The organism is Pseudomonas sp. IT-P395, from assembly GCF_949767675.1.
Lineage (GTDB): Bacteria > Pseudomonadota > Gammaproteobacteria > Pseudomonadales > Pseudomonadaceae > Aquipseudomonas.
Genome location: NZ_CATKPW010000061.1, coordinates 240,871 through 254,591, shown reverse-complemented (window position 1 = coordinate 254,591; position 13,721 = coordinate 240,871). Strand labels below are relative to the sequence as shown.

11 protein-coding genes are annotated in these 13,721 nt (G+C 57.8%); 5 read left to right on the top strand and 6 right to left on the bottom strand.

What is annotated here, in order from left to right:
- Positions 1-38 precede the first annotated feature (38 nt).
- Positions 39-179, bottom strand: a complete 141-nt coding sequence (locus ACM6IN_RS29100) for a hypothetical protein (RefSeq protein ID WP_007918111.1) — start codon at positions 177-179, stop codon at positions 39-41.
- A gap of 158 nt (positions 180-337) precedes the next feature.
- On the opposite strand from ACM6IN_RS29100, the gene ACM6IN_RS29095 reads away from it, so the two are divergent.
- A complete protein-coding gene (locus ACM6IN_RS29095; protein ID WP_414917209.1) occupies positions 338-526 on the top strand; it encodes a hypothetical protein in 189 nt (62 codons plus the stop codon).
- A gap of 18 nt (positions 527-544) precedes the next feature.
- Here the strand turns inward: ACM6IN_RS29095 and ACM6IN_RS29090 are convergent, their stop codons facing one another.
- Positions 545-922 carry a hypothetical protein gene (locus ACM6IN_RS29090; protein ID WP_007918105.1) on the bottom strand — a complete coding sequence of 126 codons (378 nt, stop codon included), beginning with the start codon at positions 920-922 and terminating at the stop codon, positions 545-547.
- Between the two features lie 926 nt (positions 923-1,848).
- Between ACM6IN_RS29090 and ACM6IN_RS29085 the strand changes: the two genes are divergently transcribed.
- Positions 1,849-4,194 (top strand): acylase, encoded by a 2,346-nt coding sequence (locus ACM6IN_RS29085; protein ID WP_414917208.1) that lies wholly within the window; start codon positions 1,849-1,851, stop codon positions 4,192-4,194.
- 56 nt (positions 4,195-4,250) lie between these two features.
- On the opposite strand, the gene ACM6IN_RS29080 is transcribed toward ACM6IN_RS29085, so the two are convergent.
- Complete coding sequence (locus tag ACM6IN_RS29080; protein ID WP_095112090.1) at positions 4,251-5,252, bottom strand: FecR family protein; 1,002 nt, start codon at positions 5,250-5,252, stop codon at positions 4,251-4,253.
- A gap of 152 nt (positions 5,253-5,404) precedes the next feature.
- On the opposite strand from ACM6IN_RS29080, the gene ACM6IN_RS29075 reads away from it, so the two are divergent.
- The gene (locus ACM6IN_RS29075) at positions 5,405-5,674 is read left to right on the top strand and encodes a PepSY domain-containing protein (protein WP_042705002.1); all 270 of its coding nucleotides are present in this window, start codon (positions 5,405-5,407) and stop codon (positions 5,672-5,674) included.
- A gap of 65 nt (positions 5,675-5,739) precedes the next feature.
- Here the strand turns inward: ACM6IN_RS29075 and ACM6IN_RS29070 are convergent, their stop codons facing one another.
- On the bottom strand, positions 5,740-10,614 hold the full coding sequence (locus tag ACM6IN_RS29070; RefSeq protein WP_414917207.1) for a dermonecrotic toxin domain-containing protein: 4,875 nt from the start codon (positions 10,612-10,614) through the stop codon (positions 5,740-5,742).
- Between the two features lie 230 nt (positions 10,615-10,844).
- On the opposite strand from ACM6IN_RS29070, the gene ACM6IN_RS29065 reads away from it, so the two are divergent.
- Positions 10,845-11,885, top strand: coding sequence for an Ldh family oxidoreductase (locus ACM6IN_RS29065; protein WP_123375364.1), 1,041 nt, complete (start codon positions 10,845-10,847; stop codon positions 11,883-11,885).
- A gap of 180 nt (positions 11,886-12,065) precedes the next feature.
- On the opposite strand, the gene ACM6IN_RS29060 is transcribed toward ACM6IN_RS29065, so the two are convergent.
- Positions 12,066-12,383: a DUF883 family protein gene (locus ACM6IN_RS29060; RefSeq protein ID WP_007917413.1), complete on the bottom strand. Its 318-nt coding sequence runs from the start codon at positions 12,381-12,383 to the stop codon at positions 12,066-12,068.
- A gap of 154 nt (positions 12,384-12,537) precedes the next feature.
- On the opposite strand from ACM6IN_RS29060, the gene ACM6IN_RS29055 reads away from it, so the two are divergent.
- The gene (locus tag ACM6IN_RS29055) at positions 12,538-12,792 is read left to right on the top strand and encodes a hypothetical protein (protein WP_007917411.1); all 255 of its coding nucleotides are present in this window, start codon (positions 12,538-12,540) and stop codon (positions 12,790-12,792) included.
- A gap of 4 nt (positions 12,793-12,796) precedes the next feature.
- Here ACM6IN_RS29055 and ACM6IN_RS29050 read toward each other — a convergent pair whose 3' ends face one another.
- Positions 12,797-13,705, bottom strand: a complete 909-nt coding sequence (locus tag ACM6IN_RS29050) for a LysR family transcriptional regulator (RefSeq protein ID WP_414917206.1) — start codon at positions 13,703-13,705, stop codon at positions 12,797-12,799.
- Between the last annotated feature and the right edge of the window lie 16 nt (positions 13,706-13,721).

Genomic DNA, 13,721 nt, shown 5'->3' with positions numbered 1-13,721 from the left:
CTGTTCATGGGCAAGCGGGCAGGGCGAACAATCCTGTTCTAGCGATGTTGGTAATAACCAGGGCCACCCTGGTAATAACGGTGGTGATCGTCATGCCAGCCGCCGTGGGGGAAGATGATGCAGCCACTCAGGGTCAGCAGGGCAAGAACGGGAATCAGCCAGGTGATTCGACGCAGCATTTTGAAAATTCCTCATGGTTACGCCGTCATGAAGCCAAAACTCTTCATCGGCTGTAACATGAGACCCCGATTGCAGCGGCGCATCCCCGTAGAACGGTATGTGCATGGCATGCAAGCGGATACAAACCGGATACATTTCACCGTTTCAGGAAGCCGCAATGACCCACAAGCAACGCTTGATTTATTCGATTCTGATCGCCTTGTCGGTCCTGGCGATCATGCTCGGCCTGTCCTGGCTGCAAAACCAAGGAATGATTTCGGAGAAGACGTTCCAGTTCGTCGCCATCGGTGTGGCGGTGATCGTGGTGGTGATCAACGGTGTCATGCGCCGCAAGGTCAAGCCTTGACGGCGTTTGCCGCACGCATCAATCGTTGTTGAGGACTGCCGCAGCCTGTGGATGCAGGCTGTAGCTCTTGTCTTCATTGAAGGTGATCACCCCTTCGGCGCATAGACGCTTGAGCACTTCGCGCACACTGAGAAAGGACAGCGGGATATCCAGATCCAGCAATTGGCTGTGGACGCCGCGCACACCCAGACGCCGCTCGCTTTGTGCGGCGACCAGCAGGGCATCAATGACTTTCAGACGAATCAGGCTGGTGCGCAGCCCGAAACTTTTCAGCAGCAAACGGATGCGTTCGTTGCCGTGACGCTCGACGCGTTGCCCGAAATCGCTCGCGTGTGGGCTCATGGAAGCTCCTTTGGGGGCCTGGCTACCGTCCGTTGGTAGTTGCGAGTTGTACATGCGATTACTCCTTTTCAGAGCCTGATCGGGAAAGGTTTTTTTGCGCTCTTTAAACAAGACGTATCAGCACGACAAATCATGAAAGAAAAGATGTAGAAAATTTGTTGGGGGTTTGTCTTTTTCTTGTGATTCTGGCTTGAGATCGCTTTGGGCTTGGCGGCCTTTGGGCCGACCAGGCTCTTGGGGTTTTGGGTGAATATCCGTTGTTTTGGGTGTTGCGGCTGGCGGTTTCGCTCTTACAGCGAGTCCCTTTGGCAAACGCCCCAAAGGAACCAAAGGTCTGGGCCCCGGCGTTCGGCCCTCGCCGTGGCTCGGGTGCCTTCGTTGCGGGATCTATCCGGGGGCATCGCCTACGGTTTGCTTCGCTGCACCTCCTCTCGATGTATTCGACTTCGTCGAACGGTCGCTGCGCTCCCACCCCCGGATAAATCCCTCCACTCAGCCTGCCGAAGGGGCCAGCACGGCAAGATCAAGAGCTGCAGCCGAGCTAACGCTCATCCTGTTGAGTGGTGAGAAGCGGGGTGGGTGGGGCTTTTGATTTGCTTGCGAATTTGAGTGCGGCTCGGTATTTCATGTCGGCGTACCTCTACCAATCACCTCGGTCAGTTCCCTCTCCCTCTGGGAGATAGCTAGGGTGAGGGGTTTTTGATCTGCTTCTGGGTTCGAGTCCGGCTCGGTATTTCATGTCGGCGTACTTCTACCAATCATCTCGGTCAGTTCCCTCTCCCTCTGGGCGGTCCGACGTTTCGGGAGGGCTAGGGTGAGGGGCTTTTGATTGTGCTTTCGGGGATTACGCGGCGAGCCTAAATTTTTTTCTTCGGCTTCGTTTCTTCGACAGGCTCATTGCGCGTGGACGCGTGGGTGTTTCCAGGGCGGGTCCGCGTCAGCGTCAGATCCGCTCTTTGGCATGTCGATCAGGAGCGAGCGTGATAATTTCCAGACAGTTAACCGGACTGACTTTGGCCGGCGTGGTTTTTGGCTTGAGTGGTTCGGCCCATGCGTTCAGCCCGGCCACGGACGTCAGCGCCGATATTCGCCGCACTGCTTTTGGCGTGCCGCATATCCGCGCGCAAGACGAGCGCGGGCTGGGTTTTGGCATTGGCTATGCCTATGCCCAGGACAATCTGTGCCTGCTGGCCAACGAGATCGTGACGGTCAATGGCCAGCGTTCCCGTTACTTCGGTCCGGATCAGTTCACCGTCGAGCAACGCGAAAACCGCGTCAGCGACGTGTTTTTTACCTGGCTCAATACGCCTGAAGCAGTCAAGGCTTTCTGGCAGGCGCAACCTGCGCAGGTGCGTGAACTGGTTGAGGGCTACGCCGCCGGCTACAACCGTTATCTGGCCGAGCGCCGTCCGCAAGGCTTGCCGCAACAGTGTCAGGGTGAGTGGGTGCGAGAGATTGCACCGGAAGATCTGGTGAAGCTGACCCGCCGTCTGTTGGTCGAGGGCGGTGTCGGCCAGTTCGCCGAGGCCCTGGCCGGTGCTACACCGCCGCATGCGAGCGCCGCAATCGAACAAAACGTGCAGGCCTATCAGTTGGCTGACGCACGTCAGCAGCGCTTCGCCCTGGACCGTGGCAGTAACGCTGTCGCAGTGGGCAGTGAACGCTCGGTCAATGGCCGCGGGATGTTGCTGGCTAACCCGCACTTTCCTTGGGTCGGCGGCATGCGCTTCTATCAGATGCACCTGACCATTCCCGGCAAACTCGACGTCATGGGCGCAGCATTGCCGGGCTTGCCGATGATCAATATCGGCTTCAATCAGCACCTGGCCTGGACGCACACGGTCGATTCATCGAAACACTTCACCTTGTATCGTTTGCAACTCGATCCGAAGGATTCCACACGCTATCTGCTCGATGGCAAATCCCTGCCGTTGAACAAGCAGACCGTCACCGTGCAGGTGAAACAGGCCGACGGGCAGGTGGTTCCGGTCTCGCGTGATGTCTACAGCTCGCAATTCGGGCCGATTGTGCAATGGCCGGGCAAGCTCGACTGGGACAATCAGTTCGCTTATAGCCTGCGCGACGCCAACCTCGACAATGATCGGGTGTTGAACCAGTGGTACACGATGAATCAGGCGAAGACGCTGCAAGAACTGCAGGATTCGGTGCACAAGATTCAGGGGATTCCGTGGGTCAACACCCTGGCCGTCGATGACAAAGGCCAGACGCTGTACATGAACCTGTCGGTGGTGCCGAACGTCAACGCCGAGAAACTGGCCAAGTGCAGCGACCCGCGTATCGGCACACAAATGATCGTGCTGGACGGCTCCAACAGTGCCTGCGCGTGGGACATCGACCCGCAAGCGGCGCAGAAAGGCATTTATGCCTCCAGCCAACTGCCGCAACTGCTGCGCAAGGACTTTGTCCAGCACTCCAATGACTCGGCATGGCTGGCCAATCCGGCGCAGCCGCTCACCGGTTTCTCGCCGTTGATCAGTCAGGATGGCCAGCCGCTGGGCTTGCGCGCCCGGTTTGCTCTGGATCGTTTGAGCACACTGAGCAAGAAAGGGCCGTTGGCAGTGAAGGATCTGCAGCAAATGGTGATGGACGATCAGGTGTATCTGGCAACGCAGGTGGTGCCGGATCTGTTGAAGTTCTGTGCCGCTGACCTCGGTGCCGACGCTCAGGCCCTCAAACCGGTTTGCGTCAGCCTCAAGGCCTGGGATGGCCGCGCCAATCTTGATTCGGGCGTGGGCCTGGTGCACTTCCAGAACATCATGCAGGCATTGCAGGCTTCGCCGGATGTCTGGCGCGTGGCGTTCGATCCCAAGGATGCGCAACACACTCCGCGTGGCCTGGCAGTCGAGCAGCCAGCGGTGGCCAAGGCGTTGCGTGCGGCCATGTTGGCGTCGGTCGAATCGAGTACAAAAATGGGCCTCACGCCGCAAACCCGCTGGGGTGATATCCAGGTGGTCAGCAGTGGCGGGCAACAGACGCCGATTCACGGCGGGCCGGCTGTTCTCGGGATCTACAACGCCATCCAGAGCGTGCCCCGTGAGGACGGCAAACTCGAAGTGGTCAGTGGCACCAGCTACCTGCAAGTCGTGACCTTTGACGACAAAGGCCCGCACGCCCAAGGGCTACTGGCGTTCTCGCTGTCCAGCGATCCGGCATCTAAGTATTCGCGGGATCAGACCGAGGCGTTCTCGAAGAAGCAGTGGAGTGTGCTGCCGTTCACCGAACAGCAGATTCAGGCTGATCCGCAGTATCAGGTGCAGACTGTTCGCGCGACGTTGGACAAGGCGGGGAAAGTCGCCGCTCAATAAGTACAAGCGTTCATTGCATCGAGCCTGAAGGCCGCATCCTGCAAGGGGTGCGGCCTTCAGCTTTTTGGTGGCTGTTGCGGAATCGAGTTGATCACCGGGTTACCTTCCTTGTTACGGCTCAGGTAGACCGGCAGCACCTTGGGCAGGCTGTTGGCGAGGTTGTTCAGCTCTTTGATGTTGTAGATGCCACCCACGCGAATCGAACCGGTGCTGTTATCAGCCAGTTCGAGTGGATTGCTCAGATAACGGTTGATCAGTGGCAGTGCTTCGCTCAGCGCCAGGTTATCCAGCACCAGTTTGCCATTGCGCCACGCCAGTGACGTGTCGCTGGCGTAGGTCTGGCTGATCTGTGGCATGTAGTCGCCTTGTTTGTAACGTGCTTGCATCGACGGGCCAAGGCGCAAGCCATCGCCCGGTAATGAACGATTGCTGGTGACCAGCACCGAACCTTCGATCAGGTTCACGCGCACTTGATCCTGATACATCCAGACGTTGAACCGTGTTCCCGTGACTCGAATCTTGCCTTCGCCTGCGCGGACGACAAACGGGTGGGCCATGTCGTGACTGACCGTAAAGAACGCTTCACCTTTTTTCAGGGTGACCCGGCGTTCGTCCTTGTAATTGCTGAAGGTCAGGTCGGTGTTCAGGTTCAGTTCGATCTGGCTGCCATCACTCAGCGTGACCTGCCGGACATTATCGGTGGCGGCGAAATGTTCATAGCTGTCGGGCAGCCAGCCGAGGTTCCAGCCAGTGTAAGCGGCCAGTGGCAGGGCGAGTGCACAGACACCGGCGGCAACAGCGAATTGACGCCATGCGCGCGAAGGTCGAGGCGCTGGCACGAATGACGCCGATTCCGGGCGAGGCAAGTGTTCAGCCACGTCCCAGATTTCCAGCATGGCTTCATATTCGAAGGCATGCAGTGGATGTGCGTCGTGCCATTGCTTGAATGCGAGACGCTCTCCGTCTGTGCAGTCGGCGGCGTGCACACGCATGCACCAATGCGCGGCGGCATCGGTGATCGCATCGTATTCGGCTTCCGAGAGGGTGTCTTGGGTCATTGACTCGTCCTGATTTCGCACATTCTAACCTTGTCGGCAAGTTGCCGAGAACATTCGTCATGGCATTTACCCATCAAAGTGGAACTTATTTTTCGCTCCGGCACCCAAAAAGCAGGACGCTAATGAACACTATCCATAAATGGAGTGAAAAAATGATCAAAAAGACAATCGCAGCGTTGATTGCCACCGCCAGTTTGCTCAGCGCTGGCGCAGCGTTGGCCGATCGGCCGGGCGCTGGCTGGATCACCATCGAAAAAGCCATCGAGATCGTCAAGACCAAGGCCGGTTATGTCGAGGTCTATGAGATCGAGGCCGACAACAACGGCTACTGGAAAGGCGAGGGGCGCAAGGCTGATGGCGTTGTCTACGAGTTCCGTATCGACGGGGCGTCGGGCAATGTGTTGCGTGATCAGAAGGATTAACCAACCCGAATGCAACGTGTGAAAATGCGCCGGCTTCTAGCCGGCGTATTTTTTTGTTCCAGTCGTCAAGGCGAAGCAGATGAGGATCCTGTCTGACTTGAAGTTGGCGCCGGTAAAGGTATGGGGACCGGAAGCGGGTCCAGTTCCCGGCCCATTTCGCTGATGAGCAACGCGATCGAGTCGGCGTTGGCCAGCATCACATCAACGCGTGCTTCATCAGAAACCGCACTGCGAAAGGCTTTACGTGCATCTGCGAGGTTTTGGGTTTTTGTCAGACTGAGAATTTTTTTGTACTCATTGGCGCGCTCCGGCAACTGATCCAGACCCACCCACACACCCTTCGTACTCTTCTCTGCGAACAACTGCGAAAATGGGGTGGAACGGGAAAAGGACTTACGCAGCCGATCAATATCAGCTTTGAGAAGTAGCCCGTTTGCGGTTGATGTATCGATAAGTTGGGGAAATGGCCCCATCGCATCTACGGATTCGAAATCGTCGCTGTCGCAGACTAAATGCGAAAGTTCATGGATCAGCGTGATCGCGCGAGCATGAGAGTCAATATTGAACCTGGGCGGCAGAAAAGCGGTGTAGGCATGCAGCCCCGGATTAAAAAAGAGTTCGGTGAAGTGGACGACCTTTCGTTTGTCTTCCTTGAAAACAAATGCAACCGTATCGTCGCCATACCGCGCATTCAGGCCCGCGAAAAAGCGTTCCGTATAGAGCAAGTCATCTTTTGGATCAGTTAACTCACGGCAAAGGGGAATGATCACCTGTTCGATTTTTCTGAGTAGCCTGGGTGTGATTTGCGAAACTTCGAAAAAGTGTTTGAGTAATGTTTCAACTCGAGTGCCACCCAGGTTGTCGCGATTTATGACGAAGTTGTGCAGGCAATTCAGCGCATAGTCTCTCGCCCGAGCGACAGCTTGCTGAATCACGAAGGCTCTGGCGGGATAGCGGCGGTTGATTTGTGCCATCCCTTTGGCCTGGATGTGCATCATTATTGAGCGGCTGCGCTCGATGTCGGTTTGCACGCTGTTGCGTTGTTTTGACCGGCAACGACGAGCCGACTTGTCGGCGCCGGCAATTACAAGTCTCGAGTTCTTCTGTTCAAGCGCCGGCCCTTGCCCGCCGTCCTTTACCTGCAAATACCAGGTTTTTTCAGACTGGATCACCGGATAGACCTTGCCGGCAATCGCCGCATATTTTTGTGCCGTCGACGAATCCCTATAAACAAGTTTATTGTCCTCAAGCTTCAGCTTCTCGAGAGCGGTGGTGGTTTCAAAGCGTTGCAGATTAATGCGAGAGGCCGTAACGGGTGCGACTTTTGCCCAGCGAGCGGCGGCTTTTACCGTTGTCGTCGCGCCGCTTGCGGCAGCCGTCGATCCAGGCGCCTGCGTTTCAGTGGCAAATTCGGCTGTTTCCTCTTCCACCTCTGTTTCCCAGGATAAACGACCCAGACTGAACAGGGAGATCGCTCCTGCAATGAAGCTTTTCAGGGCGTTCGCCCAATGGTGCTCCTGCAGGTCTTCGGCAGACTCTTTGAAGTCCTTGTAACTCTTCCAGAGAAAAAACAAAGAAGCGAGTTTCCCCGGCAACAGATGGGGGACCAGACGGACACCGTGGCTGAATAGAGACTTCGCCGCTTCCCAGTCGGATTGCGCATTGATCTGCGGCTGGCAACTGAGCAACTGCGGCAACAGGCTGAGCGTGTCCTTGTGCAATCGCTCCACTAGATTGCCGTTAATGGCAGTGCTTTGCAGCTTGATTTCAGTCGGTTTGCCGATCGTTGTTTTCAATAGATTCCTGAAGCCTGCCTGTTGCCCTGAGGGCAAACGTCGAATGATCAGATCCTGGAAGTGCCCCGGTGTATTCAACGCATCAATCAACTGCGCTTCATTATCGAATTCGCGAAAAACGTATTTGGAGTAAGGCGCGTAGAGCACCCGTGGACCTGTTTGTCCTGCACCCGGCCCGATCACATAAAGTCCGAGGGCCTCGACAAAAGCGGCGCCCGTGGTTTTGTTCAATAACAGCGGGCAGACAATGGCGTGGGCGTCCTTGACTGTGGCACGCGCCACCCCGTCCGGCATGTCCAGAACCTGGCAAATGTAGTCGTAGCCGCTTTCTGACAGCTGTTGCTGCAACTTCAGCGAGTGCGCGTGCTGCATCAACTGCCAGGGCAATTGACGTAAAAAACGCGCTTTGCTGGTGCGTGCCGAGGCACTGTCAGTTGACAGCGCTTGCGTCACTTTCTGCGTGTAGGTGGTGGTGATATCGAGGGATTGCAGCAGTTGCTGCACGGCAGTCTGATTGAGGTGCTTCGGTAACGCGGTGGCTGTGTTCGAGGCGACCTTGAACCCGGTGCCCTGCACGATGTTGTAGTGATGCAAGGCAAAATCGAGAAGATTGCACGCAGGGCCGGCCAGCGTCAGATTCGGTGTGATCTGGATCTCCTGGGGTTTGAGTCCATTGTTCGGGAATCTGGCGTCGAGCAGGGTCTTCAGCGTCTGCTCGACATAGGTAGCTAACGCAGGGACGCCCTCGAGAAAATCCTTGCCATCGATAAAGCTGCGCCGCAGTTCATCCAGCAGGGCGAGTTGCGTGCGTTGTTCGGTGACCGGGGCCATGCGTAACCAGTCTGGATAGTCGAGCCGACGGACGATGGCCCGCGCGAGTTCAATGGCCCGGCGCAAGTTGCTATCGATGACGGTGTTTTTCATCTGACTCAGGAAATTAGCGAGTGTGTCCTTGTCCTTGATGCAAACGCGTAATAGCTCGCAATGGTCGAGGAAATGTTCAATGGCCGACTGCATGCGATCGTTCAACACATCGCCTTCAATCAGCTGGAAGGTACCCAGAGTGTATGGCTGATCGAGTTGGCGTTGCTTCGGTGGCAGGTTTTCCAGCAGCGTCTGATTCTGGTTGTTGTCGTCGAGCCGTCGTTGCATTTGCTTTTGCGCAATGGCGATGTCGTCGAACGATTCCAGGCCCATGGCGGGGGTCCACAGGATGGCACGCCCGGAATGCTTGACATCCATGCCTCCGCGTTCGGTCAGGAGTACGCAGTGGGCGAGCGACATCACTTCACTTTGGCCCGTGCGGGTGAGGGTGAGCGACCATGCATCCGGCCGGAAGCCATTGAGGGACTGGCGATCCATGCGTGTTGCATGTTTTGCGTCGAACACGGTTTCGACTAGTGTTCGCTCGGCCGGCAGCCAGGACCCGCTGAGGTTTCTCATCTGTGCCTCTCCACGCACGCCGTCCTCGAAAGCCTGCGCCAGTTTCCATCGAATATCTTCGAGAAAGGTGCGTTGTTCAGTGCTGCTCGTGGTCGGCTGATTTTTGAAGTGGCTGGTGAGATTATCCAGGGTGCGTTCCAGCTTTGTCGCCAATTGCCCAGCCTTGTCGGCCTGCACGAGTGAGGAGGGTGGTGCGCTGGAAAACAGCGGGCGGGTGCTCCAGCGTTCGTTGACGTCAAGCTTGAGCAGACGCTCGTGAATCAGTGCGCGGACATCCAGCGCCTTGTCGAAAAGCGCATGGATGTCAGTCGTGTGCTCGCTTTGGCGAAAGAGTTGCAAGACGTATTCAACGTTCTGGCGCTGTTTGGTGAGGATTGCCTCAAACAGCGTCGCAATGATCTCGCCGCCGATGTTTTCACCGGACACCTGGGCGTTGGTGAAACCAAGATAGCGATTGCGCTCCTCCATACTCATGAGGCCGTACAGCTCGTCCTCATGTCCGGCGGCATTGAGTTTGGCGGTCAACGTCTGTTTCAGATCGGCGTAGTCGGTGAGAACCTGAAAGCCTTGCGTGGGGGTGTAGAGATAGGCCTTGTCATGGTTGATCATCAGCGAGCCGGCCAACTCGACATAGGTGCTCTCCTCGCGCAAGCACACGGTTTCGAAGGTGGGTCGCTGGAGAGCGACATTCGGTTCCCGAATCAAGCAGTGCAATGCGTCGAACTCAGCGGCAGAGAGGATTTCCGTTTCGCGCTTGATCATCAAATCCGCACGCACCTGATCCTGCAGTGTCTGGCTGAAGAATGCGCGTCTGGGCGAGCCCTCGAATGAGGCGGCATTCCAGTAGGCCTCGAGTTGCCGAAACAACAGCATGGTCAGTTTTCCCGCCGCGGATTTGATCGCTTCTGCCCACGCGATCTGGTCAGCAGGCCGGGTTGCGCGGGCGGGATGGGAAAATTCAGCTGTCTGACCACGCGGCCAGCCATGACGGCGGAAGTACAGCAGTAGCGCTTCACTCAGCGATAGCGAATCGACCCATTGCCTGACATCCCCGGAGAGTGGGGCGGTGTCAGCGAAAAAACTGACCCGGGTGCGCGACTGCTGCAAACCGGCAAAGTGAGGTTCGAGCAGTTCATCGAGAATCTTTTCCAGCAGGGTGGTCAGCGAAGGCAGGCGTTTGAGTTCATCCAGCTGGTCGCGCCCGCAGGTCTCCTGAGATTGGCTGATCGCGGCTTTTTGATCGTCAAATACATCGCCTTCGATCGTTTCACGGGTCAGGGTAAAGCTGCGTTTCTCCACCAATTCCTTGCGCAGCGACACGGTGAGAAAGGCAAGCAGATCATCCTTTTCGTCAGCGTTGTCGAGGCGCGTTTGCAAGGCTTCGGTCAGCACCTTGTGATCGCTGTATTTTTTCAGGCCATCGTAGGGGGTATAGAGAAACACGCCCTTGTCATCCGGCCCGGCGCTGAGAATAAAACTGCCGGCCAGCGGCACAGCCAATTGCTTGTCGGCGTTTAACAGAATGCGTTCGGCCAGCATCGGCGGGGTTTGTTCGCTGCGCAGCGCATGGGTTGCCAGTTGCACATGAGCGAGCCAAGAGAAATCTTTGCTGTTCAGACCGTGGGCCAGACGGAAGCCCTCATGCAGGCCTGGGGATTTAAGAATGTCGGGGAACAATAAAGGTGCAGTGGGGCTAGACATCATTGAGCTCTGAATGCAGGCGCCTTGGGCGGGGGCTCAAGAATAGGTACGCAGTTCAGCGCGCAGGCGGTACATAGTTACCGCACGCGCCGAGCTGAAATGTGCAGGGAAGGGCGTCAATCACTCCCGAATGATCGAAGGGTTGACAGCCGACAGCTCCGCCGTGGTTAATCGACGAGCAAGTCGTCCGTACGCTGTTGTTCCCTCCAATAATCATTCTGGAGCTTCAGATGTCTGCGCCACACGATCATGTGTCCTCTGCTGTCGCGTCCTCGTTATCTCTCGAAGCGCTGACGCAACTGCTTGAAACGATTTTCCTGCGCCACGGCACCTCCGCCGACGTCGCGCAAGTGCTGGCCGCCAACTGCGCCGGGGCCGAGCGCGACGGCGCTCACAGCCATGGCGTGTTTCGCATTCCCGGTTATGTCTCGACGTTGGCCAGCGGCTGGGTCAACGGGCACGCGGTGCCGCACGTCGAAGATGTCGCCTCGGGATTTGTCCGTGTCGATGCCGGCAACGGTTTCGCCCAACCGGCACTGGCTGCCGCCCGGCCGCTGCTGGTGGAGAAGGCGCGAAACGCCGGGATTGCCGTGTTGGCGATTCGCAACTCTCACCACTTCGCCGCACTGTGGCCGGATGTCGAACCTTTCGCCGATGAAGGTCTGGTGGCGCTCAGTGTGGTCAACAGCATGACCTGCGTGGTGCCCCATGGCGCCGACCGGCCACTGTTCGGCACCAACCCGATTGCGTTCGCCGCGCCACGGGCCGGCGCCGCGCCGATTGTCTTCGACCTGGCCACCAGCGCGATCGCCCATGGCGACGTGCAGATCGCTGCGCGCAAAGGTGAGCGGCTGCCGGCCGGGATGGGCGTGGACAGCCTCGGTCAGCCGACTCAGGATCCCAAGGCGATTCTTGAGGGCGGGGCGTTGTTGCCGTTCGGTGGTCATAAGGGGTCGGCGCTGTCGATGATGGTCGAGTTGCTGGCCGCAGCGCTGACCGGGGGGAATTTTTCCTTCGAGTTCGACTGGTCCAATCATCCCGGGGCGAAAACGCCGTGGACCGGGCAGTTGCTGATTGTCATCGACCCGAGCAAAGCCGCCGGGCAGGGTTTTGCCGAACGCAGTGGCGAACTGGTGCGCCAGATGCACAGTGTCGGGCTCAAGCGTTTGCCGGGGGATCGTCGGCATTGGCAACGCAGTAAGTCGTTGGCTGAGGGCATTGTGCTGGACGCGCAGACGCTGGCGCAGTTGCGCGAACTGGCGGGGGTGTGAGCAAAGAGCAAAGGCCCCTCACCCTAGCCCTCTCCCGGGGGGAGAGGGGACTGAACGAGGTGAATGGGCGAGGTACGCCGACGTGGAATACCGAGCTGAATTCAGGATCTGAACAGAAAAAAACCGGCAGGCAGAAAAAAGGCGAACCCAGTGGGTTCGCCTTTTTCGTGCGCGTTTGACTCAGCGACGGCCGAGCAGCAAGCCGACCACCAGGCCGAAACCGGCGGAGATCGCCACGGTCTGCCACGGGTGGCCGCCGATGTAGCTTTCGGTGGCATCGACCGCTGGTTTGGTGCGATCACGCACGCTCGACACGGAATCCAGCGCCTGTTGCAGTTTCAGGGCGATTTGTCCGCGCAGCGTTTCCGCTTCTTCGCCGACCAGTGAGGCGCTGCTCTTGAGCAGTTTGTCGGACTCTTGAATCAGAGCCTGAAGTTCGCTGAAGGCCTGATCCTTGATTTGGTCTTCGGCGGCTTGCACGGCGGATTTGCGGGCCATTGGGTGACTCCTTGCAGTTGAATGGACAGTGATCAATGGAGTGTGGCGCTTGCTGAAAAGTTGCACTGAATTTAGGTCAGAAATAAAAACCTGCGCGGGAGATTTCCGTCGAGCGTGTAAGATGTCGCCATTTTACGCAGCAGGATAATTCCCCATGAGTTTCAATCTGGCCGACAAATCCCTTGCAGAGCGCGCTGCGCTGGAAGACGAGAAATCCCGTCTGTTCGAACTCTGGCAGAACAATCTGGGCAAAGCCAAAGGCGAAGCCGCGCGTTTGTTCGGCGAGCGCGGCAAGCGCAAAGGCAAATGGGCCGAGTGGGTCCGCGCGGAACTGGACGGCATGTCGCCGCCGGAGTTCGCCAACATGGTACGCAGTGAAGTCAATCGCCTGATGGCCGCCAACAAGTAACGCTTCAACTGAACGTCGTGGCAATCGCTTCACGCACTTTGACCACCACCGGATCGATCTGCGTGCTGGTGCGCCAGCCCAGTTCGATCGGATAACGCGGCAACTTCAGCGGGCAGGGCAGCAGCGCCAGACCGCTGAGTGCGGCGATGCTCTCGGCGGCATGCGTCGGAATCGTCGCCACCGCCCGGCTGCCCTTGAGCAGATACGGCAGCGCGGCGAAATGTGTGGTCGATGCGCACACTCGCCGGCTCAGTCCCAGCGCCGCCAACCCCTCATCGGTAATCCCGATAAACCCGCCGGACGACACCAGAATGTGCTCGCGGGCAACGAACGTCTCAAGATCAATCTGTTGCTGGCCGCGCGCAAGGCTCGCCGGATCGACCAGGCACGCATATCCACCTTCGCCCAATACCTGACGGCTGAGCAAGCGCTCGGCAAAGCCACCGGCAGTAATCGCCAGATCGATGCTGCGTTCCATCAGCGCGCGGGCGACGATCTGACTATGAGTCTGTCGAAAGATCACCCGCAGCTTCGGTGCGATGCGGGCGATTTCTTCGATCAGGCGGCGACCGTAGGCGATCTCGAAGTCATCCGACAGCCCCACCGTGACCGAGCGGCCATCGTATAGATTGGCCGCCGGGTCGACCATCGCCAGACTTTGTCGGCATTTGTTCAGCGCGTCGCTGACCACCGGTTTCAATTGATTGGCTTTGAGCGTCGGGGCCAGCCCACGCCCGGTGCGCACGAACAATTGATCGCCGTAAACCTCACGCAACCGGCGCAACGCCGCGCTGACGGCCGATTGCGTGACGCCCAGACGCAACGCCGCGCGGCTGGCGCTGGATTCTTCATGCAAGGCTTCAAAGACTTTCAGCAGATTGAGGTCGACCGTGGCGATATTCATTTGGCTCATATCATTAAGCAGCAAT